The sequence below is a fragment of the Rhodoferax potami genome, from assembly GCF_032193805.1.
GTDB lineage: Bacteria > Pseudomonadota > Gammaproteobacteria > Burkholderiales > Burkholderiaceae_C > Allorhodoferax > Allorhodoferax potami_A.
On record NZ_JAVBIK010000001.1, the window covers coordinates 3494993 to 3519320 of the forward strand.

Genomic DNA, 24328 nt, shown 5'->3' on the forward strand with positions numbered 1-24328 from the left:
TAGGTGTAAAAAACTAAAAAGGCAGCAGGGGAGCGGTGTTTACTGTACGGACATTCCTTGGTGCCGCAACAGCGCATCGATGGACGGCTCCCGACCCCGGAATGCTTTGAAGGACTCCATGGCCGGGCGACTTCCACCGGCCTCCAGGATCGCGGTGCGGTAGCGTTCGCCGGTTTTGGGGTCGGCTGTTCCATCCGCCGCGGCGGTTTCCTCGAAAGCCGCATAGGCATCTGCGCTGAGCACTTCCGCCCACTTGTAACTGTAATAGCCCGCAGCGTATCCGCCCGCGAAAATGTGACTGAATGTGTGCGCCGAGCGGCTCCAGCTCGGAGATTGGAGCACGGCGACTTCGGTGCGCACCTGCTGCAGCAAGGGCATGATGTCGTCGCCGGGCGTGTGCTGCGAGTGCAGCAGCATGTCGAACAATGCGAACTCAATCTGGCGCAGTGTCTGCATGCCACTTTGGTAGTTCTTGGCGGCCAACATCTTGTCAAACAATGCGCGGGGCAATGGTTCACCAGTGTCGACGTGGGCAGTCATGTGCTGGAGCACATTCCATTCCCAGCAGAAGTTTTCCATGAACTGGCTAGGTAGTTCCACGGCATCCCACTCGACACCGCTGATGCCCGACACATCGCGCTCGTTCACCTGGGTGAGCATGTGGTGCAGTCCATGACCGAACTCGTGGAACAGGGTGGTCACGTCGTCATGTGACAGCAAAGCCGGTTTTTTGACGCCATTCACTTCAACACCATCGGCAAAGTTACAAACCAGGTGGGCCACCGGGGTTTGCAGGGTGCCGGTGTCTGGGCGCAGCCAACGGGTGCGCACGTCGTCCATCCAGGCGCCACCGCGCTTGCCGCTTCGGGCGGTCGGGTCCAGGTAAAACTGGCCGATCAGGCTGCGGCCTTGCGGGCCGACGCGCTCCATGCGGTAGAACTGGACGCCGGGATTCCAGACCGGTGCGGTGTCGGGGCTGATTTCCACATCGAACAGCGTTTCGATGATTTTGAACAAGCCGGCCAGCACTTTGGGGGCGGTGAAGTACTGTTTGACCTCCTGCTCGCTGAAGGCGTAACGGGCTTCTTTGAGTTTTTCCGAGATGTAGGGCCAATCCCAGGGCTGCGGGTCGTTGAGCTGCAACTCATCTTTCGCAAACGCGCGCAGGTCAGCCACATCCTTTTCGGCGAACGGACGAGCCTTGCGGGCCAAGTCGCGCAGGAACTGAATCACGGTATCTGGGGAGTCCGCCATTTTGGGCACTACCGACAGCGTGGCAAAGTCGGGGTAGCCCAGCAACTGGGCCTCTTCTTTGCGCAGGGCCAAGATGCCGTTGATCACGTCCGTGTTGTCGAACTTGCGAAACTCCTCGGCCGCTTCCTGGGACGCACGGGTTGCATAGGCTCGGTACAGCATGCCCCGCAGTGCGCTGCTGGTCGCAAACTGCATGACCGGCAGGTAGCACGGCATTTTGAGGGTGAGTTTGTAGCCTTCCTTGCCTTCGGCTTCTGCGGCACTGCGGGCAGCTTGCACCACATCGGCCGGTACACCATCGAGTTCTGCCAGGCTGGCGTAGTAGCTGAAGGCGTCGGTGGCATCGAGTGTGTTCTCGCTGAACTTCTGTCCCAGTTCTGCCTGCTTTTCCTGGATTTCGGCAAAACGTTCGCGCGCTGCGCCTTGCAGGTCCGCGCCACCCAGCACAAAGTTGCGCACCGCGTTTTTGTGGGCCTGCAGTTGCTCCGGGTTCAAGGTGGCTTTGTCAATGGCCTTGTACTTGGCAAACAGGCGCTCGTCTGCACCTAGGCGCGTCCAGAACTCGGTCACTTTGGGCAGCGCCTCGTTGTAAGCAGCTCGCAGCTCAGGGCTATCAGCGACGCTGTTGAGGTGGCTCACGGCGCCCCAAGACAAACCCAAACGCTCGGTAGCGACATCGAGTACCGATGCGATAGCTTTCCATTCGGCAGGAAAGTCGTCTGCTGTCACCTGCTGCAACGCTGCATCGGCCTGTGCCAGCAGCGCATCCACCGCAGGGCCGACTTCCGCCGGGGCGATTCGGTCAAAAAGGGGCAGGGGCGCGTTTTGGAGCAGTGAATTCATGGTGCCAGAGTGTGTGAGGTGAATACAGGTCAGATACGGGCGAGGGCGGATTAAACAAGCCCCCGTGCAGCCGCATCCCGCTCGGCCGACTCCATGGTGTTGACCAGCAGCATAGTGATGGTCATCGGGCCGACGCCGCCGGGCACCGGGGTGATGTGGCTGGCGACGGTGCTCACGCCGGCAAAGTCGACGTCGCCGCAGAGTTTGCCTTCGTCGTTGCGGTTCATGCCCACATCGATCACTACTGCGTCGGGCTTGACCATATCGGCCGTCAAAACATTACGCTTGCCGACGGCAGCCACCACCACGTCGGCCTGCAGGGTCATGGCTTTAAGGTCGGGTGTCGCGCTGTGGCAGATGGTGACGGTGGCATTTTTTTGCAGCAACATCATGGCCATGGGCTTGCCCACGATATTAGAGCGGCCGATGACTACTGCATGCTTGCCGCGCAGGTCGTAGCCGATGCTCTCGAGCATCTTCATGCAGCCATAGGGCGTGCAAGGCCAGAAACCGGGCTGACCGACCATCAAGGCACCAGCGCTGGCGATGTGGAAACCATCCACATCTTTGGCGGGGGCAATGGATTCGATCACCTTGTTCGCATCAATATGGGCGGGGAGTGGCAGCTGCACCAGAATGCCGTGGATGGCAGGGTCATTGTTCAAGGCTTCGATCCGCGCCAGCAATGCGTCCTCGGTCATGGTGGCTTCGTATTTTTCGAGCACCGAGTGCAAGCCTGCGTCTGAGCAGGCTTTGACTTTGTTGCGCACATAGACCTGGGAGGCCGGGTTGTCACCAACCAGTACTACGGCTAGACCGGGCGTGAGCCCTTTGGCTTTGAGCGCTTCGGTGCGGCGCGCGACATCCGCGCGGAGTTGGGCGGCGAGGGCGTTGCCATCGATGATTTGGGCGGTGTGGGAGGTGGTCATTCCGGATCTTGAAGTAAAAACGCCCGCAGCGGAGGCAGAGCGGGCGCGAGTAGCTATAAAAGTGATAGCGTCAAGTTTTGGGGGCGTTTTGGCCGAGTGCGATTTTCAGCAGATCGGCCACGGTGTTGGCGCTGAGCTTTTCCATGATGTTGGCGCGGTGCGCCTCCACCGTCTTGATGCTGATGCCCAGGTCGTCGGCGATTTGCTTGTTCAGGCGACCCGCAACAATGCGCTCCAGCACTTGGCTTTCACGCAAGGTGAGTTTGGCGAGCAGTGCGTCGCGGTTCACAGCCAGCTGGTAGTCGGCAAAGGTGTCTTTGGCGTGTTCCAGCATGCGCTCAACCAAGCCCACCAGCTGCTCTTCATTGAAAGGCTTCTGGATGAAGTCCATCGCGCCTTTTTTCATGCTATCGACCGCCATGGGCACGTCGCCGTGGCCGGTGATGAACACGATAGGCAGAGGCGATTTGGTCTCAATCAAGCGGGTTTGCAGCTCCAGCCCGGTCATGCCGCCCATCCGGATGTCAACAATCAGGCAGGCGACTTCGCGCGCGTCGTAGCGGCTCAAGAAAGATTCTGCGGAGTCGAAGCAACGTACCCGGTACCCCTTGCCCTCCAGCAACCATTGCAGCGAATCGCGCACTGCTTCGTCATCATCGACTACGTAAACCGTTCCTTTTTTAGGGATCAAGCTCATTCAGTTATCCGAGGTTGGGTTGGGAGGGCGGCTCCGAGAAAGTCAGCGTGCCGTTGTCGTTCAAGGGCACCCAGAAAGAGAATCTGCAGCCCACAACGTCGGGCCCATTGTAGATGTTCTCCGCCGTCATTCGGCCCAGGTGCGACTCCACGATCGAGCGGCACAAAGACAGCCCGATCCCCATGCCATCGGCCTTGGTGGAGTAGAAGGCTTCATACAGCCGTGCCATGACTTCCGGCGCCAAGCCCTTGCCGGTGTCTTGGACCGAAAACTCGACCACGGGCTTGCCTTCAATGCGCTTGGGCCCGACCCGCAGCTCCACGATGCGGTCGGATGTTTGGCGCAGGGCCGAGTCAATCGACTCTGCTGCGTTTCGCAGCAGGTTGACCAGCACTTGCTCAATCAAAATCGGGTCCACCATCACCATGGGAATGCGGGCTGCGACATAGGGGTTGAGCCGGACATTGAAGCGACGCAACTCAATTTCAGCCAGCTCCACCGCCTCTGCCACCATGGTGGTGACCTCGGACAGGGTGCGGTTGGGCTCGCTGCGCTTCACAAAGCTGCGGATGCGCTGAATGATTTGCCCTGCACGTTGGGCTTGTTTGGCCGTCTTTTCAAGGGCGACCAACAGGTCCGGCTCCGAGATCTGTTTGTCTTTGATGCGGGAGACCATCCCGTTGCAATAGTTGTTGATCGCGGTGAGTGGTTGGTTGAGCTCGTGGGCCACACTGGAGGCCATCTCGCCCATGGTGATCAGGCGGCTTGCGGTTTGCGCCCGTTCAGTCTGGATGGCTGCTTGCTCTTCGGCCAAGCGACGCGTTGTGATGTCGGTGGCAATCACCATTTGGGCAAGGCGGCCATCGACCCAGCTCAGGTAGCGGGTACGCACCTCCAGCCATTTCCCAAGTGCGGTGATAAAAATCTCGGCGCTTTCGGAGTCGCTGTCTTGCAGGGTGGTGGTGGGCAGGCCCGCAAAAGAGTCCACACTGTCGTCGGAGTCGTGATTGGTCGGGCTGCTGGGCATGCCTGCTTCCGCCACCAATTGCAAATGCCCGCCGGCCTGCACGCCAAACCACTGGCGGTACAGCTTGTTGGCAAACAGCAGCTCATCACTGCCCAAGGGGGCGACCGAGATGGACGCGTCCAAGGCTTCCAGCACCGTGGTGAACCGCTGGTGCGAGGCGGTAAGTTGCTCGCGCACCCGGTTTGGCTCGGTGATGTCGGTCATCGATGTCACCCAGCCGGTCTGGGTGCCAATGGCATCAATCAGCGGGGAGACATAAAGCCGTGCATCAAACAAGCTGCCGTCTTTGCGCTTGACGCGCACTTGGATGCCGCCCGGGGTGGCGTTTCCGGTCAGCTCTTCCTCCAAGCGGGCTGCCACGTGTTCACGCTCGCTATCCGGCCAGTAGGGGAACGGCGCGGTGCGGCCGACCAGATCGGACTCTGTCCAGCCGGTCATCTGGCAGAAGGCAGCATTCACATAGGTGATGCGCCCTTGCAAGTCCATGGCTCGCATGCCGGTCAGCATCGAGTTCTCCATGGCGCGGCGGAAGTTGGTTTCCGACATCAAGGCTTGCTGGGCCTGCAAGCGGCGGCGGGTGTGGCGCCAGTTGGCGATCAACATCCAAGCCGTCAAGATACTCAGTGCACTCACCAGCCAAAAAAGTCCGCTGCCGATGACGCCCAGCGAAGCGCGATAGGCCTGCGCCCGGATCACCAGGCCGGACCCCACGGGCGAAACCGGCATGGAGTACTCGTTGCTCGGGGCAGCCCAAGGCAAGAACCGGCTCACCAGCTTGCGGGTGGGGATGCTGGTTCCAGCCAAAAGGCGACCGCTGGAGTCTTGGAGGGAGATCGCGTAGCGGGCAGACACCTCAGACGGAACGCCATAACGGTACAAGCCATCGACCGAGTACTCGGTAATCAATACGCCCGAAAAGCGATTTTTGGCATTCAGCGGGATCAGCAGCTGTAGCAGAGGCCCTTCGTCTTTATTTTGAGGCGGCTGCACGTACAGCAGCTGGTTCAGCTGGCGGGCGAGCGTGTAGCCGGCATCGCGGTCTTCCTTTACCAAGACATCGCCCGGCATTTGGTAAGGGCCTGACGAGTTGGCGCCCATGCCCAAGCTGGCACGGGTGCGCTTTCGGTCGTCCACCCAGGCGAGTGCTTGCACTTCCGGGTACTGGTCGACCAGGTTGGATGCGCGGGATTTGAATTCCGAAACATCCAGCTCTCCGGTACTGATTTCTTGCGCGATTCGGCTGATTTGCTCTTGCCGCTCCAGGAGCCGCAGGCGCAAGCGCTGCTGGGTGTATTCGACATCGCGTTGAACGGCTTCTTGCTCGCGGTCCATCTCTTCGAGCCGCAGGTACCCCAAGGCGGCAACGATGGCCGCAAAAAACAACATCACAGCGGCCAGAGGGGCCAGCATGGCGACCCGGTCTTGGCGGTGGGGTGTTAGCCGGTGCCACCAGCGTTTGGCGCCATCCACCGTCGGGATGCTGAGCGGCTTGGGTAAGGAAATCACTTTGGAAAAAGGCATTTCCCAAGTGTAGGGGAGGGGGCTGGCGTGACACGTAAGCAAGTGCTGCAAAGCAGCATAAATATTTCAACAGGTGAAACGCATGGGCATGATTTGAAATTGTGGCGTAAATATGCGAAACTAGATCACTCGCACTAAATTACGCCAAGCATTAGGAGGCATCGATGGCAGCAGTTCCCCAGAATCCTTTGGGCGTGTCCGATATGGACAGCCAGGAAACCCGCGAATGGATGGATGCGCTCAGCGCTGTCATCGAGGCCGAAGGCCCCGAGCGCGCGCACTTCCTGCTGGAGCAACTGCTCGAGCACGCACGCCAGAAGAGCATCGACATGCCTTTCTCGGCCACCACCGGTTATGTGAACACCATCGAGCCCCAGGACGAAGAGCGCTCCCCCGGCAACCTAGAAATCGAAGAGCGCCTGCGCGCCTACATGCGCTGGAACGCCATGGCCATGGTCGTTAAGGCCAACCGCCACAACCCCGCAGATGGTGGGGATTTGGGTGGCCACATCGGCTCTTTTGCATCGCTGGCCAGCCTGTTTGGCGCCGGCTTTAACCACTTCTGGCACGCTGAAAGCGAAAACCACGGCGGCGACTGCCTCTACATCCAGGGCCACGTGTCCCCCGGTGTGTATGCCCGTGCGTACCTAGAAGGTCGCCTGACCGAAGAGCAGTTGCTCAACTTCCGCCAGGAAGTGGATGGCAAGGGTCTGTCGAGCTACCCGCACCCCAAGTTGATGCCCGAGTTCTGGCAGTTCCCCACGGTGTCCATGGGCTTGGGCCCATTGATGGCGATCTACCAAGCCCGTTTCCTGAAATACCTGCACGCCCGTGGCATTGCAAATACCGAAAACCGCAAGGTGTGGGTGTTCTGTGGCGACGGCGAGATGGACGAAGTAGAGTCTTTGGGCGCGATCGGCCTGGCGGCCCGCGAAGGCTTGGATAACTTGGTGTTCGTGATCAACTGCAACTTGCAACGCTTGGACGGCCCAGTGCGCGGCAACGGCAAGATCATTCAGGAGCTGGAAGGCGAATTCCGCGGTGCAGGCTGGAACGTCATCAAGCTCTTGTGGGGCTCCGGCTGGGACCCACTGCTGGCACGCGACAAAGACGGTGCCCTCAAGAAAATCATGATGGAAACGCTGGACGGCGACTACCAGGCCATGAAGGCCAACGACGGTGCCTATGTTCGCAAGCATTTCTTCGGCAAAGACCCCCGCACCCTAGAAATGGTGTCCAAGATGTCGGACGAAGAAATCTTCGATCTGCGTCGTGGCGGCCACGATTCCAAGAAGGTGTACGCCGCTTTCCACAAGGCCGTGAACCACAAGGGCGAGCCGACGGTCTTGCTGATCAAGACCGTCAAGGGCTTCGGCATGGGCAAGGCCGGTGAAGGCAAGAACACCGTGCACCAGACAAAGAAGCTGACCGACGAAGACATCAAAGCCTTCCGCGACCGCTTCAACATTCCTGTGCCGGACAGCGAATTGCCCAAGGTGCCGTTCTACAAGCCCGCAGACGACACCCCGGAAATGAAGTACCTGCACGAGCGCCGCAAGGCCTTGGGTGGCTACCTGCCGCACCGCCGCACCAAAGCGGACGAGAGCTTCACCGTGCCTTCACTCGAGGTGTTCAAGGCCGTCATGGAGCCGACCGCTGAAGGCCGTGAGATCTCGACGACCCAGGCGTATGTGCGTTTCTTGACCCAGTTGTTGCGCGACCAGGCCTTGGGCCCACGCGTGGTGCCGATTCTGGTGGACGAGGCCCGTACCTTCGGTATGGAAGGCTTGTTCCGCCAAGTGGGTATCTACAACCCCGCAGGCCAGCAGTACACCCCGGTCGACAAAGACCAGGTCATGTACTACAAGGAAGACAAAGCCGGCCAGATCCTGCAGGAAGGCATCAACGAAGCCGGCGGCATGAGCAGCTGGATTGCAGCGGCGACTTCCTACTCCACCAGCAACCGCATCATGGTGCCGTTCTACGTGTACTACTCGATGTTCGGCTTCCAGCGCATCGGCGACCTGGCCTGGGCGGCTGGCGACATGCAAGCCCGCGGCTTCCTGTTGGGTGGCACTTCCGGACGCACTACGCTGAACGGTGAAGGCCTGCAGCACGAAGACGGCCACAGCCACATCATGGCTGGCACCATCCCCAACTGCATTTCTTACGACCCGACCTTCGCCCACGAAGTCGGCGTGATCCTGCACCACGGTTTGAAGCGCATGGTCGAGAAGCAAGACAACGTCTTCTACTACCTGACCCTGTTGAACGAAAACTACCCCATGCCCGGCCTGCAGCCCGGCACGGAAGAGCAAATCATCAAGGGCATGTACCAGTGCAAGGCCGGCCCTGCGCTCACTGCCAAGGCACCTCGCGTGCAGTTGCTGGGCTCCGGCACCATCTTGCGCGAAAGCATTGCAGCGCAAGAGCTGCTGGAAAAAGACTGGGGCATCGGCGCCGACGTATGGAGCTGCCCAAGCTTTAACGAACTGACCCGCGACGGCCAGGACGCTGACCGCTGGAACCTGTTGCACCCGCTGGAAACACCACGCGTGCCTTTCGTGGCCGAGCAACTCAACAAGTCCACCGGCCCCGTGATCGCGTCTACCGACTACATGAAGGCCTATGCCGAGCAGATCCGTCCGTTCGTGCCCAAGGGCCGTACGTACAAAGTGCTGGGCACCGATGGCTTCGGTCGCTCCGACTTCCGCAGCAAGCTGCGTGAGCACTTCGAGGTAAACCGCCACTACATCGTGGTTGCCGCCCTGAAGGCCCTGAGCGAAGACGGTACCGTGCCGGTGGCCAAGGTGGCAGAAGCCATCGCCAAGTACGGCATCAACACCGACAAGGTCAACCCCCTGTACGCCTAAGAACTCCGGAGACAACAACATGGCATTGGTAGAAGTAAAAGTCCCGGATATCGGTGACTTCGACGAAGTCGCAGTCATCGAACTGCTGGTCAAAGTGGGTGACACCGTCAAGGTCGAGCAGAGCCTGATCACCGTGGAGTCTGACAAGGCCTCCATGGAGATTCCTTCCAGCACCGCGGGTGTGGTCAAGGAAATCAAGATTGCGCTGGGCGACAAGGTCAAGCAAGGCTCCGTGGTCGTCATGGTGGAAGCCGCTGGTGCTGTTGCCGCACCCGCTGCAGAGCCAAAAGCGGCTCCAGCGCTCGCAGCATCTGCGCCAGCAGCTCCTGTTTCTGTAGCGGCCACTCCGGCTGTGGCACCTGCAGCCTCCGGCCCTGTGAATGTGTTTGTGCCCGACATCGGCGACTTCAAGGACGTCGCCGTCATCGAGCTGCTGGTCAAGGTCGGCGACACCGTCAAGGTGGAGCAGAGCCTGATCACGGTGGAGTCTGACAAGGCCTCCATGGAGATTCCTTCCAGCACCGCCGGTGTGGTCAAGGAAATCAAGGTCAAGCTGGGTGACACCGTGAACATCGGTGACTTGGTGGTCATCTTGGAAGGCGTAGCTGCTGCTGCACCAGCGGCCGCCCCCGCAGCGGTTGCCGCCGCACCTGCTGCTCCCGCAGCGGAGCCAGCACCCGCTCCGGTAGCCGCTGCTGTTGCAGCGCCTGCTGCTGTGGCTGTGCCCGCGCATGCGCCCGGTAGCACCACGCTCGGTTTGCCCCATGCATCCCCCTCCGTGCGCAAGTTTGCCCGCGAACTGGGTGTGCCTTTGAACGAAGTCAAGGGTTCCGGTCTCAAGGGCCGTATCACCGAGGCAGACGTGCAAGGCTTCACCCGTTCCGTGATGAGCGGTGCGGTGCAAACGCTGGCCATTGCAGCGCAAGCCAAGGCTTCCGGCAGCAACGACGGCGCCGGCTTGGGCCTGATCCCTTGGCCGAAGGTGGACTTTGCCAAGTTCGGCCCGATCGAGCGCAAGGAAATGTCCCGCATCAAGAAGATCAGCGGTGCCAACCTGTTGCGCAACGCGGTCATGATTCCGGCCGTCACCAACCACGACGACGCCGACATCACCGACCTCGAAGCCTTCCGCGTCTCTACCAACAAAGAGAATGAGAAGTCGGGCATCAAGGTGACCATGCTGGCCTTCCTGATCAAGGCCTGCGTGGCCGCGCTCAAGAAGTTCCCTGAGTTCAACAGCTCGCTGGACGGCGATGCTCTGATCTACAAGCAGTACTACCACATCGGTTTTGCGGCCGACACGCCTAATGGTTTGGTAGTGCCCGTGATCAAGGACGCCGACAAGAAAGGCATTTTCCAAATCAGCCAGGAAATGGGTGAGCTGGCCAAGAAGGCCCGCGACGGCAAGCTCGGCCCTGCCGACATGAGCGGCGCGACCTTCACTATCTCTTCATTGGGTGGTATCGGTGGCCGTTACTTCACGCCCATCATTAACGCGCCTGAAGTCGCCATTTTGGGCGTCTGCAAGAGCCAGATGGAACCCGTGTGGGACGGCAAGGCCTTCCAGCCACGCCTGATGCTGCCCTTGTCGCTGACCTGGGACCACCGTGTGATCGACGGCGCCGCTGCGGCGCGCTTCAACGTGTACCTGGGCCAGATTCTGGGTGACTTCCGCCGCGTGCTGCTTTAAGACAGGAACCTGAATATGGCAATCGTAGAAATCAAGGTTCCGGACATCGGTGACTTCGACGAAGTCGCGGTCATCGAGTTGCTGGTCAAAGTGGGCGACACCATCAAGCCCGAGCAAAGCCTGATCACCGTGGAGTCCGACAAGGCCTCCATGGAGATCCCGGCCAGCCACGGTGGTGTGGTGACCGAACTCAAAGTCAAAATCGGCGACAAGGTCAAGCAGGGTTCTGTGGTCGTGATGCTGGAAGCCGCTGGTGCAGTTTCTGAAGCTAAACCGGCTGCAGCCCCCGCCGCGTCTGCGCCAGCAGCTCCTGTTTCTGTAGCGGCGGCTCCGGCCCCAGTGGCCAGCAGCTTCGGTGGCAGTGCAGACTTGGAGTGCGACGTGGTCGTCATCGGTGGCGGCCCCGGCGGTTACTCCGCGGCCTTCCGCGCGGCAGACTTGGGCCTCAAGGTCATCGTGGTCGAGCGTTACGCCACCCTGGGCGGCGTGTGCCTGAACGTGGGTTGCATTCCTTCCAAGGCGCTGCTGCATGTAGCAGCTGTCATGGACGAAGTCAGCCACATGGCCGACCTGGGCGTGGACTTCGGTGCGCCCGTGGTGAACATCGACAAGCTGCGTGGCCACAAAGAAAAGGTCATCGGCAAGCTGACCGGTGGCTTGGCTGCCATGGCCAAAATGCGCAAGGTCACGACCGTGCGCGGTTACGCCAATTTCGTAGGTGCCAACCACCTCGAAGTGGAAGAAACCAGCGGCACAGCGCAAGAGAAGACCGGCAGCAAGAAAGTTATCGCTTTCAAACGCGCCATCATTGCGGCCGGTTCGCAAGCCGTGCGTTTGCCTTTCATGCCCAACGACCCGCGCGTCGTGGACTCCACCGGCGCTTTGGAGCTCAAAGAAGTCCCCAAGCGCATGTTGATTTTGGGTGGCGGCATCATCGGCCTGGAAATGGGCACCGTTTACAGTACGCTGGGCGCTCGCCTGGACGTGGTGGAAATGATGGACGGCCTGATGCAAGGGGCCGACCGCGACCTGGTCAAGATCTGGCAGAAGATGAACGCCAAGCGTTTCGACAACATCATGCTCAAAACCAAGACCGTGTCGGCGCGCGCCTTGCCTGAAGGCATTGAAGTCACGTTCGCACCAGCGGAAGAGGGCGGCACCGCCCCCGCACCGCAGGTGTACGACCTGGTGCTGCAAGCCGTGGGTCGCACACCCAATGGCAAGAAAATCAGCGCCGAGAAGGCCGGTGTGGCGGTGACCGACCGTGGCTTCATCAACGTCGACATCCAGATGCGCACCAACGTGCCGCACATCTTCGCCATCGGCGACATCGTGGGCCAGCCCATGCTGGCGCACAAGGCGGTGCATGAAGCGCACGTGGCAGCCGAAGTGATTGCCGGTGAACTGCAAGGCAACAAGGAACTGGCCGCTGCGGCGTTCAACGCGCGCGTCATTCCTAGCGTGGCCTATACCGACCCCGAAGTGGCATGGGTGGGCTTGACGGAAGACCAGGCCAAGGCCCAAGGCATCAAAGTCAAGAAGGGCCTGTTCCCCTGGACCGCATCAGGCCGCGCGATTGCCAACGGTCGCGACGAAGGCGTTACCAAACTGCTGTTTGATGACTCCCCGGAAGCGCACGGCCACGGCAAGATCCTGGGCGGCGGCATGGTCGGCACCCATGCGGGCGACATGATCGGCGAGATCGCACTAGCGATTGAGATGGGTGCTGATGCAGTAGATATCGGCAAGACCATCCATCCGCACCCCACGCTGGGCGAAAGCATCGGCATGGCAGCGGAGATTGCGCACGGTAGCTGCACGGATGTGCCGCCAGCTCGCAAATAAATCTTTGCCATTGCTACTGATTCAGTAGCTAGCTGCGCAGATTCCGTAAGGGCTGCGCGGCTTTTTTATTTGTGGGTGAGAGGTTTTTGAGGCTCTTTGAGGTTTCTGCGACTTTCTAGCCTAAACGGTTAGCTGGTGGTGCTCGGACCCTGGCATCAGGCAGTTGTGTGTGTAAAACCGGTTGTTTCAGACTCTGGGAGCAGGGGATGTCACCGCAGGTGCGCTGTTGAATGAAAAAAGGCCGCCTTATTGGCGGCCTTTTTTTAAGGGGAAGCGTCAGAATTTTTGTGGAGCTGAGGCTGCATCAAAAACAGCCTTAGCCTGAGCATGGCAGAAAGGGGGCTCGTAGGTGCCGTGGTAGTTGCCGTAATAGGTTGCAGGTGAGGCCGCTAACACTTTGCCGTAGGTCGCTTTGATGAGTGGGTCTACGTCTACCGAACTTACGTTGCTCAGGTTGCGCGTATCAAAGTCTGCTTTCATCACCGATTGGTGCACCGCAGGTGGAACTGTGGGATCCCCAGAACCACCACAGAGCAAGAGCTTGGACTTGGGGCTCCAGCCCAAAAGATCATTCTTCTTGCCAGCCAGATAGAGTGGACTGTTGTCGTTGGTTTGGGTATCCGAGATGAAAGCTGCTTGGAACAATGCGTCTCGGGCCTGGTCAGGTGTTTCGCCCAAAGCGCCCGGGAGTTTGCCGCTGGTGACCAAGGTCGTGTAGTTCAACGTAGCGCTTGGCAACAAGTTTTCAATACCACTGGCATAGGCCGGTTTGAAGGTCGAATTTACGTCGGTGTAAATGTCCTTGTAAACCTTTTGCCAGGCAGTTACCAAGTAAGTGACAAAAAACTGGTACCCCGCGATCGCGTTCGGCAGCTTGAACGAGCCCGACAAGTTGTACGGTCCAGCCAGGTGAGCGCCTGCGATGACCGTTATCTCCTTGGCATTGTCGCGCTCTATGGCTCGGTGCGCCGCCATAGAGGCGTGCCCGCCTTGTGAGTAGCCCGTTAACATGACCTTGCCGGAGAGATTGGCATTCACCTTGGTGGCCGCATTTCGAGCGGCGCGGATGGAGTCAATGATCACGCTGGCCTCGGAGTCAGCGTGGAGATATGGGTGGTAAGAGTAGTCGGAGTCCGCAAAGCCGAGATAGTCAGTTGCAACCACGGCATAGCCGTTGGCGGCGTACATGGCGGTGAGCAAAAAGGTCTCGTCGTCGCCCGGATTGGCTAAAGTTCTCAATTTTTGTACGTCCGTACCCTTTGCGTATGCGATCAAGCCGGCCGCGGAGGTGCAAGTCCCGGCTGGCGCCAGCATGACAGCTGAGGAGCTAGTCGCTTCTCCCTCCACTCCGATAGTTTTGTATTTCAGTTTGATAACTTTGACGTCGCATTTGGCTGACCCAGTCAAAGCCTGCAGGCCATTTCCAGCCGTCACAGTGTTGATGGAGCTCGCTGAAAGTGTGGTGAGCGTGATGGGTTCACCTATCAATTTGCCACGGTCAAGGGTTGCCTCCAGTGTTCCCCCCGTCGCCGCGCCGACGCGCAAATCATCGTAGGACTTACCAGCCGCATCGAGTGAGACTTTCAATTTGTCCAAGATGACGTCATCAGCGTCGCCCACCTTGAAAATGCCTGTGAGGATGTCACCTGAGGGCGAGCTCCCCGCCAGCGCGGTAGCCTGTGTTTTGGCATAGGCCTTGGCTGCAGCCAATCCGGTTTGAATTTTGCTACCGGTTGCGGCGCTGAAAGAGCCCATCGCATCCCCCGGGCGTCCACCCAATGCTCTGGCAACGACGATGTCGGTAAGTGGCGTCACGTTAACCCGACCAGAGGCACTCGCAAAGCTGTGGAGCGTGGTGGAGCCTTGTGTGACCTGAATAAGGCAAGGTGCAGTCCGATCGCCTAATTTCAGCTCGAACATTCCATTCGCATCGGTCGTTCCAGTGATCGCGTTTCCCGTGGTGCACTTTGCGGTGATTGGCGCATTGGCCATCGCGGCACCTGTGGCAGCTAAACCGGAGATTGATGCACCATCGCCGTTGCTACCTCCCCCACATGCTACGAGCATGCTGAGGAATGCAGAGCTCACTGCGATACGCTTGAAATTTGACATAGTCCCGGCTCCAAGTTTATGAAATAGAACGACCGTTCTTTTTTAAATCTTAGTCATAGCCATGCGTCATGGGCATACGGATAAACCCGCCGTGTGTCGCATGAGTTACCGCCAGGCGCATATCCTCGCTACCACTGTTGTGAAAGCGTGAGCCTAATGAGAAGCTGGCTTGCACCTTGCCTAAGTTTTTATAGCAGCCTGTGTATATTGCGCCTGAGCAGCGAAGCCATTCGATCTTTTAAACGGGTCCTTGAACCCGGTCTGAAATCTCCCAGCCCTCCATGTCATTTTTTACCCGCCCTCGAAATGTGTTTCTGCTTGCAGGCCTGTGTTGCCTGCTGTGGGGGAGTGCCTATCCGGCCATCAAGCAGGGCTATGCTTTGTTGGAGATCAGTCGCAGCGACTTGGCTGCGCAGATTCTGTTTGCGGGCTACCGGTTTGTAGGGGCTGGCGCTTTGCTCCTGATGTTCGCCAAGCTCACTGGTAAGGACTTGCGATTGCAACGTGCGCAGGTGGGTGAAATGGCTGCACTGGGGGTGTTCCAAACCACGCTGCAGTACATCTTTTTCTACATCGGCGTCGCCAACACCACGGGGGTGAAGGCATCCATTCTCAACACCTCCGGCGTGTTTTTCAGTGTGCTGCTGGCGCATTTTCTGTACCACAACGACACCCTAACATGGCGCAAGATGTCAGGTTGCGTGCTGGGCCTCGCTGGGGTGCTGGCAGTGAACGCGGGCGGGCTGCTGGGCGATGCCCATCCGGCAGACACAGGTTTCTCGTGGCTGGGAGAAGGCTTTGTGGTGCTGGCTGCGCTGGTGTTGTCGTCCGCATCCCTCTACGGAAAGCGGCTTTCACAGCGGATGGACTCGGTGGTCATGACAGGCTACCAACTCGGTATCGGCGGGGTAGTGTTGGTCGCCATAGGGTGGGGCGCTGGCGGCCAAATTGGTGGCTTTACGTGGCCGGCTGGCTTGCTGCTGGCCTACATGGCGCTTTTGTCAGCGGTGGCCTTTGCACTCTGGGGCGTGCTACTCAAACACAACCGCGTGAGTACGGTGGCTTTGTATAGCTTCCTGGTGCCGGTGTTTGGGGCAGGCCTGTCCGCACTCTTTTTGGGCGAGTCACTTCTGGAGTGGAAGTACCTCGCCGCTTTGGTGCTGGTGAGCCTGGGCATCTACCGCGTTACCCAAGAGGCTTGAACACCGCCATTGAAATCACTCGAGGGTGGCGCCAGACACCTTGACCACGCGCTCCCACACCGGTGCGTCTTTCTTGAACTGAGCGTTGAATTGTTCGGGGCTACTACCCACGGGGATAAAGCCCATCTGCAAGATGCGGTCACGCACATCGGGCAGCGCCAGGATGGCTTGCACCTCTGTGCCTAGGCGGGCCACCACCTCGGGCGGCGTTTTGGCAGGCGCGCTCATGCCCAACCAACCGGTGACCTGAAACACCTCGTCCTTGATGCCTTGCTCGGCCATGGTGCTGACTTTGGGCAGTGCGTCCATGCGCTGGCCACCGGTAACGGCCAGCGCTTTGAGCTTGCCTGAGTCGATATAGGGGCGGGCAGACTGCAAGCTGGCAAAAGCCATCTGGAACTGGCCGCCCACCAAATCTTGCAGCATGGGGGCCTCGCCCTTGTAGGGCACATGGTTCATCTCTGCCTTGAGCTTGTCAGAGAGCCAAGCGCCTGCAAGGTGAGAGTAAGAGCCCATACCCCACGACCCGTAGGCCACCTTGTTTTTGTTTTTCTCAATGTAGGCCAACAACTCGGGTGCGTTAGACACCTGCAGCTGCGGGTTCACCAGCAACACGACCGGGGCTAGGGCGATCTGCGTGATCAGGGCTTGGTCTTTTTGCGGGTTGTAGGGCAGTTTTTCGTACAGGTACTGGTTGATGAGCATGGTGGTGCCCAGTGACAGCAGCAGGGTGTGGCCGTCTGCAGGGGATTTGAGTGCCGCATCAGTGCCGGTAACGCCGCCGGCACCGCCACGGTTGTCTACCAGTACCGATTGGCCCAAGCGGGCTGAAAGTTTTTCACCGATTGCACGGGCCGTGATGTCGGTGGCACCACCGGCTGCGTAGGGCACGATCAGTTTGATGGGTTTGCTGGGCCAGCTTTGGGCCATGGCGGTACCTGCGTGCCCGAGAGTAGCCAGTGCTGTTGCAGCCGCCAGGGCGGTGACCAGTGTGCGGCGTGGGATGGGTGTTGTCATGTCTATGTCTCCTCGTTGTGGTTTGGGTGAAAGGGTTTTATTCGGGTAGCGTCAGTACGCCCCGGGCACGCAGCGCCTCCAGTTGGGCGTCGGTCATGTGTAGCAGTTGTGTCAGCACCTCACGGGTGCCTTCGCCCAGCGTGGGCGGCGCATTCCGGATCGGCAGGCGTTGCCCGTCCAGCCGGTAGGGCGGCGAAAATACGTGGGTGGTACCCGCCACAGGGTGCGGCATGTTCTGCACCAGCCCACCACGTTGGGTGCGCTCGCTGGTGAGCGCTTCGTGCAAGCCCGCCACCTTGCCGCAGGGGATGCCCTGGGCCATCAAGCGCTCCAACAGCACGTCGCGCGGGAACTGGCAGATCAGCTCGGTGAGAAGGGGTGCCAAGGCCACCCGGTTGCGGGCACGCTCCACGTTGGTGGCAAAGCGGGGGTCATCCACGATGTCAGGCCGCATCACCACCTGGCGGCAGAACTTGTCGAACTGGCTGTTGTTGCCCACGGCAATGATTAAAGGGCCGTCGGCCGCCTCAAACATGCCGTACGGCATGATGGACGGGTGGGCATTGCCATAACGGGCGGGGTCTTTGCCCAAGATCAGCGCGTCCAGACCGTAATAGCCGGTGACCATCACGCCGCAGTCGTAAAGCGCCATCTCGATCAGTTGGCCTTTGTGCGTGCGCTCACGGCGGAACAGTGCGGCCAGCACGGCCTGTGCAGCGTACATGCCGGTCATCATGTCTACCACTGCCACGCCGAACTTCAGTGGCGGCATGCCGGAGTCGCCATTTAAAGCCATCAAGCCGGCCTCGCCTTGAATAACGAGGTCGTATCCCGGGCGTTTGGCCTCAGGGCCGCTGGTGTCGTAGCCCGCGATGGCGCAGTAGATCAGGTCGGGCTTGAAGGCCTTGAGCTGCTCAAAGCCCAGGCCCAGTTTCTCGGCGCCACCGGTCTTGAAATTGTGGATGACCACATCGAACTGCGGCAGCATCTCCCGGACGATGCTGATAGCCTCGGGGCTTTGCAGGTCCAGGGTGATAGACCGCTTGTTGCGGTTCATGCCGTTGTAGTACGTGGTCTCGGTTTTGCCGATGCGAATACCCCAGTCCCGGGTGTCGTCGCCGCGACCGGGGTGCTCCACCTTGATAACTTCGGCGCCAAAGTCGGCTAACACCTGGCCGCACAGTGGCCCGGCAAATACGCGTGAGAGGTCCAGCACCCGCACGCCGCTTAAGGGCAGGTCGGGTTGGTCAGTGCCGGGGTTTGGTAAGGTGGGTTCCATGTCGGTTCAGGTACTCAGTAGGTTCAAGCCGCGGGGCTGCGCAGTTTGACGAAATCGGCGGTGCGCTTGTCAAGAGCGGCACTGATGCCCCGGTAGAACTCCGGGGTCAGCGCGTTGCGGGCTGCCGGGTTGTGGTTTGACAGAATGAGCACCGCCCCTTCACGGCGGGTCAATAGGGCGTGGGTCATAGTCGTCACGGCTCAAGCGCAGGCCGCTGCCTGCCCCAGTGCGATAAAGCGGGCCAGGTGATGGTCTTCGTCGCCAAACTGGTGGTCGATCATTACCAGGCGTTTTGCATAGTGCGCCAGTGGCAGCTCCCAAGTCATGCCGATACCGCCATGCATCTGGATGCTTTCTTCTGCCACCAGCGTGCCGATACGGCCTACGCTGTATTTTGCGGCAGACAAGGCTCTTTCCCGGGCCGTGCGATCGGTGTCCTCCACCGCAGCGGCGGCGTTGATTACCGCCGAGCGAGCTTGCTCCACTTCCAGCAGCAAGTCAGCCATGCGGTGCTGCAGCGCTTGGAAGCTACCGATCGGCACCCCAAATTGTTTGCGGGTGCGCAGGTATTCCAGTGTCTGGTCCTTGGCCATGTCCATGGCCCCCAGGCTTTCAGCTGCCAGCGCCAACAGGGCGTAGCCGCTGATGCGCTCCAGCACAGTCAGGCCTTGACCCGGTGCGCCGAGCAGGGCGCTGGCATCTACCGCTACGTTTGTAAATGTCAACTCGGCGGTGCGGCCGCCGTCGATGCGGCCGTTCCCGCGCCGGCTCACACCCGGAGCATCGCCCCGAACAAGGAACAGGCTGATACCGTCGGCGTCCAGCGGCTGGCCCGTGGTGCGGGCGGACACCAACAGCAGGTCGGCCGCATCGCCCATGGGTACCACCGCCTTGCGGCCATTCAGCACCCAGCCGCCGGCTGAAGGGTCGGACGCCGCTGTTGCGCTCAGGGTGACATGGCTTAGTTCGTAATGGCTGCCGGGCTCCTCGTGCGCCAGTGCCGCAACGCTCGTGCCCGCCATGATGGATTCCAGAGCGGCCCGCTGTGCATCGGTGCCCGCCGCGATCAGGGCTTGCCCGACCACCAGCGCGCCCAGCAAGGGCTCTACCGCCAGGTTACGGCCCAGGCATTCAAACACCACGCTCACGTCAAAACCGGTGCCGCCAAAGCCACCCGCATCTTCCGGAAACAGCGCGCCGATGGTGCCCAACTCCGCCAGACCGGCATAGACCTCTCGGGAAAAGCCAAGCGCGCTGCCAGCGCTCTGGTGGCGGAGCCCGATGCCATTTTTTTCAGACAAAAAGCGATTCAGTGAATCCGCCAGCATGCGGCGGTCTTCGGTGTGTTGGAAGTTCATGGGTGAGTCCCTCTCGCCAAGGCTCAAAGGCCCAAAATCATCTTGGAGATGATGTTTTTCTGGATTTCGTTGGAGCCACCGAAGATCGACAGCTTGCGGTAGTTGAAGTAGTGGGCCGCTGCGGTGGTCGCCTCGGGCTCGCCCAGCGGGGGCTCGGCATAGCCGGCGTATTGGGCTTCTTCTTCAAATGGAAGGGCATAGGGCCCCATAGCACGGCGGATGAGCGACAGGATTTCTTGCCGGATCTCGGTGCCGCGGATCTTGAGCATGGAGCTTTCAGCCCCAGGAACACCACCGCTGGCGGCAGCGGCAATGACCCGCAGGTTGGTGGTTTTCATGTTCTCGAGATCGATGTCTACACGGGCCATACGGGCTGCGAACAGCGGGTCTTGGTCGAGGGGTTTACCGTTTTTCAAGACCCGCGCGGCAATCACCTTGAGCTTGGCCAGCGCCGCAATACAAAAGCCCACGCCCGCGATACCGGTGCGCTCATAGGTGAGCAGGTATTTGGCGTAAGTCCACCCCTTGTTTTCTTCACCGACCAAGTTTTCGGCGGGCACTTTCACGTTGGTGAAAAACACCTCATTCACCTCGCAGTCGCCATCCAGCGTGCGGATAGGGCGCAAATCCACACCCGGTGAATTCATATCCATCAGCAAGAAGCTGATGCCCGATTGGGCTTTGGCCTCGCGGTCGGTGCGCACCAGACAAAAAATCATGTTGGCGTGCTGGCCCTGAGTGGTCCAGGTCTTCTGGCCGTTGACGATGTAGTGATCGCCGCTTGCATCAGTGACCCTGACCGCAGTGGTTTTGACCGATGCCAGGTCTGAGCCCGCGCCGGGCTCGGAGTAGCCCTGACACCACCAGTCTTCGCCGCTCAGGATGCGCGGCAGCCAGTGCGCCTTTTGCTTCGCATTGCCATATTTGATGAGCACCGGGCCCAGCATATTCACGCCAAACGGCACGATGCGCGGGCCACCCGCCAGCGCACATTCAGTGTCGAAAATAAACCTCTGCACGGTGCTCCACCCGGGGCCGCCATGGGCCTCGGGCCAATGGTTGGCCAGCCAGCCGCGGGTGTTGAGGATGGCGTGCCATTCTTCCTGGTCGGCTTTGCTCAGGCGTTGGCCGGCTTTCACCTGGTTGGCAATGCGGGAGGGCAATTGGTCTTTCAGGAAGGCCCGCACATCCTCGCGGAAGGCTTGCTCTTGGGGGGTGAATTGGAGATCCATATCGACGCTTCGGCAAGCCTGCTCAGAAAATTTCAAACAGTCCGGCGGCACCCATGCCACCGGCAATGCACATGGTTACCACGCCCCATTTGACGCGCTGGCCCTCTGCGTTGCGGCGGCGGCCTTCCAGCAAGATGTGACCCGCCAGCCGCGCACCTGTCATGCCAAAGGGGTGACCGATGGCAATCGCGCCGCCGTTCACGTTCAGGCGGTCGGCCGGAATATCCAGCGTTTGCTGGCAGTAAATGGCTTGTGAGGCAAATGCCTCGTTCAGCTCCCACAGGTCGATGTCGTCCACCGTCAGGCCGTGGCGCTTGAGCAGTTTGGGCACGGCATAAACGGGGCCGATACCCATTTCATCCGGCTCGCAACCGGCTATGGCCATGCCACGGAAGGCTCCTAGCGCTTGCAGCCCCAGGCGCTCGGCTTCTCCAGCCTCCATCAGCACGCAGGCGCTGGCACCGTCGGACAGTTGCGAGGCATTTCCGGCGGTAATGAACTGGTCTGCCCCTTTCACAGGCGCCAGTTTGGCCAAGGATTCATAGGTGGTGCCCACGCGGTTGCAGGTGTCCCGGTCGACCGTGGCCTCGCGTTGGCTTACCGTGCCGGTGTCTTTGTCCGTCACTGCCATGGTGGTGGTGATGGAGACAATTTCTTCGGCATACCGCCCGGCGGCTTGCGCCTGGGCCACCTTGCGCTGGCTCTCGACCGAGAAACGGTCTTGCTCTTCGCGGCTGATGTGGTAGCGGCGGGCCACCACATCGGCGGTGTCGATCATTTCCATGTACAGCGCGGGTTTGTGCTCCAGGATCCACGGGTCCAGGCCGCTTTGGCCATCCTGGCGCGAGCGGATGCCTGAAATACTTTCCACACCACCGGCAATCATGGCCGGTGCTCCGTCCACCACGATGCGTCCGGCTGCGATGGCAATGGCTTGCAAGCCCGATGCGCAGAAGCGGTTCACCGTGGTGCCGCCGATGGACAAGGGCAGTTGCGAGCGGATGATGGCTTGGCGTGCCACATTGCGCCCGGTGATGCCCTCGGGGTAGCCACAGCCCAGTATGGCGTCCTCGATCAGCGCGGGGTCAATTCCTGCGCGGTCGACTGCAGCATGGACCGCAAAGCTGGCTAGCGTAGGGCCTGGCGTGATGTTGAGCTCGCCACGGTGCGATTTGGTCAGTGGTGTGCGAGCGGTCGAGACGATAACGGCCTGGCGCATAAAAAGGGTCTCCTTAGGTGCGGTACGGTGCGATGTGGGGTTTGCCACTTACCGTCGCAGCAAGCGGTCGGCGAAGGGCAGAGTTGAGTGGGTCGGTTGCAATCAGGAGGGCAGCTGGTTCAGACTCGCGAAATCCTGGCCCTCTGCCACCAGTTTTTCCAGCAAGGGTGCGGGCTGCCAGAACAGCGGGTCTTCTTGGGCGAAGGCCCGTATATCGGCCAGGATGTTGGCAAGCCCAACGGTGTCGGCGTATTTCATGGGGCCACCCCGGAAGCGCGGGAAACCGTAGCCGTAGAGAAACGTCACATCAATGTCCAGCGGCCGCAGCGCGATCCCATCGGCCAACGCCTTGGCTCCCTCGTTGACCATGGCGGCCATGTAGCGGCGCATGATTTCCTCGGGGGTGAAGCTGCGTGGAGTGATGCCTTTTTTGGCCCGTTCGGCGTCCACCATAGCGAGCACCTCCGGATCAGGCTGGCCGGTGCGGGCGCCTTGCGGGTAAAGGTAAAACCCGCGGCCGGTTTTCTGGCCGAACCAGCCGCGCTCGCAGATGCGGTCAGCGATTTCGACATAACGGGCTCTCGGGTCGCGTGTGGCTGCACGGCGTTTGCGGGTGGCCCAGCCGATGTCTCCACCGGCCAGATCGGTCACTTGGCAGGGACCCATGGGGTAGCCGAAAGCCCGCACTGCGGCATCGATCTCGTAGGGGCTGGCACCGTCTTCCATCATGTAATCAGCTGCCTGCTTGTAGCTCGCCAGGATGCGGTTGCCAATGAAGCCGTCGCAGACCCCTGCGCGGACCGGCACTTTTTTCATGCGTTTGGCCAGCTCAAAGGCGGTTACCACTACATCGGGGCTGACGCGTGAGGGCACCACAATTTCCAGCAGCTTCATGATGTTTGCCGGGCTGAAAAAGTGCAGACCAATCACGTCTTGCGGGCGGCGGGTGGCTGCAGCAATCGCGTCGATATCGAGGTACGAGGTATTGGTTGCCAGCACCGCGCCGGGCTTGCACACCGCGTCCAGTTGGTGGAACACGGCTTTTTTGACTTCCAGGTCTTCGAACACTGCTTCGATCACCAGGTCGGCGGCTGCCAGGTCGGCAAAGTTAGTACTGGGCCTGAAGCGGGCGAGGGTGGCCGCCTTGTGCGCCTCAGTGATACGGCCTTTGGTAATCAGACCGTCGTAGACCTTGGTCACATTGACAATGCCGCGGGCAAGCGAGTCCGCATCGCGCTCCACCATGGTCACCGGTAGTCCGGCATCCAGCGCCGCCACGGCAATGCCTGCGCCCATGGTGCCCCCGCCGATGACAGCCAGGCTCGCCACCGTGCGTGGCGCGGCGCCACGGGCTTCGGGTACTTTGCTCACCTCGCGCTCGGCGAAAAATGCGTGGATCAGACCTGCACGTTGCGGACTGTCGATGCAGCCCATGAACAAACGGCGCTCTAGGCTCAGCCCTTCGTCAAACGGCAGCTCTACTGATGCGCGTACCGCTTCAAGGATCTTGAGTGGTGAGTACAGTCCGGGCGACTTCTTGGCCGTGTCTTGGGCCAGAACACTCAGCTCTGACAGGGCAATCTCAGGGTTGGTTATGGCGATGTCGCGCACACGCCGTACCGGCGTACCTTGGGCCAGCAGTTCGTTGGCATAGGCCAAGCCGGCATCCAGGGCGGTGAGGCTGCTATCTGTGACGTGGTCCACCAAACCGGCTTCAAGTGCGGCGTGCGCGCCCACTGGTTTGCCGCTGAGAATGAACTCCGCGGCAGCCTTCACGCCCATGAGGCGGGGGGCGCGTTGTGTGCCACCGGCGCCGGGCATCAGGCCTAGGTCGACCTCTGGCGAGCCCACTTTGGCCCCGGGCAGGGCTAAGCGGTAGTGCGCACCCAGGGCTACCTCCAGTCCACCACCCAATGCGGCGCCTTGCAGGGCAACCACTACCGGTTTGCTGCACGCCTCAATGCGGTTGCACACGTCGGGCAGCGACGGTGGCACGGGGGGCTTGCCAAATTCGCGGATGTCTGCGCCGGCGATAAAAGTTTTGCCCTCGCTCACGATCAATACCGCGCCCACCTCCGGCTGGGCCTCGCCCTGTTCGATGGCGGCAAACAGGCCCAGGCGCACCGCTGCGCTCAGCGCGTTGACGGGCGGGTTGTTGACGGTGATGACCCACACGCGGCCATGCCGGTGGCTGGTCACTGCGGGTGACGCGTTGTCGTGCTCCATGCGT

The 24328-nt window shown here is 60.4% G+C and carries 15 protein-coding genes and 1 pseudogene; 4 read left to right on the forward strand and 12 right to left on the reverse strand.

The window, feature by feature from the left end; translation table 11 throughout:
• Positions 1-39: 39 nt before the first annotated feature.
• The 4 genes from RAE19_RS16825 to RAE19_RS16840 form a co-directional block, all read right to left on the reverse strand.
• Positions 40-2097, reverse strand: a complete 2058-nt coding sequence (locus RAE19_RS16825; RefSeq protein WP_313875954.1) for a M3 family metallopeptidase — start codon at positions 2095-2097, stop codon at positions 40-42.
• Between the two features lie 50 nt (positions 2098-2147).
• Entirely contained in the window at positions 2148-3026 is an 879-nt protein-coding gene (folD, locus tag RAE19_RS16830) for a bifunctional methylenetetrahydrofolate dehydrogenase/methenyltetrahydrofolate cyclohydrolase FolD (RefSeq protein ID WP_313875955.1), read from the reverse strand.
• Between the two features lie 70 nt (positions 3027-3096).
• Positions 3097-3723: a response regulator transcription factor gene (locus RAE19_RS16835; RefSeq protein ID WP_313875956.1), complete on the reverse strand. Its 627-nt coding sequence runs from the start codon at positions 3721-3723 to the stop codon at positions 3097-3099.
• A 4-nt stretch (positions 3724-3727) separates the two neighbouring features.
• Positions 3728-6271, reverse strand: a complete 2544-nt coding sequence (locus RAE19_RS16840) for a PAS domain-containing sensor histidine kinase (protein WP_313875957.1) — start codon at positions 6269-6271, stop codon at positions 3728-3730.
• A 164-nt stretch (positions 6272-6435) separates the two neighbouring features.
• Here RAE19_RS16840 and aceE point away from each other — a divergent pair, with 164 nt between their 5' ends.
• Genes aceE through lpdA form a run of 3 tightly spaced genes read left to right on the forward strand, consistent with a single transcriptional unit; the run spans position 6436 to position 12679 of the window.
• Positions 6436-9144: a pyruvate dehydrogenase (acetyl-transferring), homodimeric type gene (aceE, locus tag RAE19_RS16845; RefSeq protein WP_313875958.1), complete on the forward strand. Its 2709-nt coding sequence runs from the start codon at positions 6436-6438 to the stop codon at positions 9142-9144.
• Positions 9145-9163: 19 nt separating this feature from the next.
• Entirely contained in the window at positions 9164-10834 is a 1671-nt protein-coding gene (gene aceF, locus RAE19_RS16850) for a dihydrolipoyllysine-residue acetyltransferase (RefSeq protein ID WP_313875959.1), read from the forward strand.
• Between the two features lie 15 nt (positions 10835-10849).
• Positions 10850-12679 carry a dihydrolipoyl dehydrogenase gene (gene lpdA / locus RAE19_RS16855; RefSeq protein WP_313875960.1) on the forward strand — a complete coding sequence of 610 codons (1830 nt, stop codon included), beginning with the start codon at positions 10850-10852 and terminating at the stop codon, positions 12677-12679.
• Between the two features lie 276 nt (positions 12680-12955).
• Here the strand turns inward: lpdA and RAE19_RS16860 are convergent, their stop codons facing one another.
• Positions 12956-14494 carry a lipase family protein gene (locus RAE19_RS16860; RefSeq protein ID WP_313875961.1) on the reverse strand — a complete coding sequence of 513 codons (1539 nt, stop codon included), beginning with the start codon at positions 14492-14494 and terminating at the stop codon, positions 12956-12958.
• Between the two features lie 578 nt (positions 14495-15072).
• On the opposite strand from RAE19_RS16860, the gene RAE19_RS16865 reads away from it, so the two are divergent.
• Complete coding sequence (locus RAE19_RS16865; RefSeq protein WP_313875962.1) at positions 15073-15993, forward strand: DMT family transporter; 921 nt, start codon at positions 15073-15075, stop codon at positions 15991-15993.
• A 15-nt stretch (positions 15994-16008) separates the two neighbouring features.
• Here the strand turns inward: RAE19_RS16865 and RAE19_RS16870 are convergent, their stop codons facing one another.
• The 7 genes and pseudogenes from RAE19_RS16870 to RAE19_RS16900 all read right to left on the reverse strand — a co-directional run bounded on the left by RAE19_RS16870 (position 16009) and on the right by RAE19_RS16900 (position 24324).
• Positions 16009-17010, reverse strand: a complete 1002-nt coding sequence (locus tag RAE19_RS16870) for a Bug family tripartite tricarboxylate transporter substrate binding protein (RefSeq protein WP_313875963.1) — start codon at positions 17008-17010, stop codon at positions 16009-16011.
• 37 nt (positions 17011-17047) lie between these two features.
• Positions 17048-18289 carry a CaiB/BaiF CoA transferase family protein gene (locus RAE19_RS16875; protein WP_313875964.1) on the reverse strand — a complete coding sequence of 414 codons (1242 nt, stop codon included), beginning with the start codon at positions 18287-18289 and terminating at the stop codon, positions 17048-17050.
• A 53-nt stretch (positions 18290-18342) separates the two neighbouring features.
• A pseudogene (locus RAE19_RS16880) lies at positions 18343-18477 on the reverse strand (enoyl-CoA hydratase); the annotation flags it as partial.
• Between the two features lie 12 nt (positions 18478-18489).
• Entirely contained in the window at positions 18490-19647 is a 1158-nt protein-coding gene (locus tag RAE19_RS16885; RefSeq protein WP_313875965.1) for an acyl-CoA dehydrogenase family protein, read from the reverse strand.
• 23 nt (positions 19648-19670) lie between these two features.
• Positions 19671-20879 (reverse strand): acyl-CoA dehydrogenase family protein, encoded by a 1209-nt coding sequence (locus RAE19_RS16890; RefSeq protein ID WP_313875966.1) that lies wholly within the window; start codon positions 20877-20879, stop codon positions 19671-19673.
• 22 nt (positions 20880-20901) lie between these two features.
• Complete coding sequence (locus tag RAE19_RS16895; RefSeq protein WP_313875967.1) at positions 20902-22098, reverse strand: acetyl-CoA C-acyltransferase; 1197 nt, start codon at positions 22096-22098, stop codon at positions 20902-20904.
• A gap of 102 nt (positions 22099-22200) precedes the next feature.
• A complete protein-coding gene (locus RAE19_RS16900; RefSeq protein ID WP_313875968.1) occupies positions 22201-24324 on the reverse strand; it encodes a 3-hydroxyacyl-CoA dehydrogenase NAD-binding domain-containing protein in 2124 nt (707 codons plus the stop codon).
• Between the last annotated feature and the right edge of the window lie 4 nt (positions 24325-24328).

Excerpts from the sequence above, each read along its gene's own strand:
- RAE19_RS16825 (WP_313875954.1), bottom strand. The coding sequence starts at position 2,097 with ATGAATTCACTGCTCCAAAACGCGCCCCTGCCCCTTTTTGACCGAATC.
- folD (WP_313875955.1), bottom strand. The coding sequence starts at position 3,026 with ATGACCACCTCCCACACCGCCCAAATCATCGATGGCAACGCCCTCGCC.
- RAE19_RS16835 (WP_313875956.1), bottom strand. The coding sequence starts at position 3,723 with ATGAGCTTGATCCCTAAAAAAGGAACGGTTTACGTAGTCGATGATGAC.
- RAE19_RS16840 (WP_313875957.1), bottom strand. The coding sequence starts at position 6,271 with ATGCCTTTTTCCAAAGTGATTTCCTTACCCAAGCCGCTCAGCATCCCG.
- aceE (WP_313875958.1), top strand. The coding sequence starts at position 6,436 with ATGGCAGCAGTTCCCCAGAATCCTTTGGGCGTGTCCGATATGGACAGC.
- aceF (WP_313875959.1), top strand. The coding sequence starts at position 9,164 with ATGGCATTGGTAGAAGTAAAAGTCCCGGATATCGGTGACTTCGACGAA.
- lpdA (WP_313875960.1), top strand. The coding sequence starts at position 10,850 with ATGGCAATCGTAGAAATCAAGGTTCCGGACATCGGTGACTTCGACGAA.
- RAE19_RS16865 (WP_313875962.1), top strand. The coding sequence starts at position 15,073 with ATGTCATTTTTTACCCGCCCTCGAAATGTGTTTCTGCTTGCAGGCCTG.
- RAE19_RS16870 (WP_313875963.1), bottom strand. The coding sequence starts at position 17,010 with ATGACAACACCCATCCCACGCCGCACACTGGTCACCGCCCTGGCGGCT.
- RAE19_RS16875 (WP_313875964.1), bottom strand. The coding sequence starts at position 18,289 with ATGGAACCCACCTTACCAAACCCCGGCACTGACCAACCCGACCTGCCC.
- RAE19_RS16885 (WP_313875965.1), bottom strand. The coding sequence starts at position 19,647 with ATGAACTTCCAACACACCGAAGACCGCCGCATGCTGGCGGATTCACTG.
- RAE19_RS16890 (WP_313875966.1), bottom strand. The coding sequence starts at position 20,879 with ATGGATCTCCAATTCACCCCCCAAGAGCAAGCCTTCCGCGAGGATGTG.
- RAE19_RS16895 (WP_313875967.1), bottom strand. The coding sequence starts at position 22,098 with ATGCGCCAGGCCGTTATCGTCTCGACCGCTCGCACACCACTGACCAAA.
- RAE19_RS16900 (WP_313875968.1), bottom strand. The coding sequence starts at position 24,324 with ATGGAGCACGACAACGCGTCACCCGCAGTGACCAGCCACCGGCATGGC.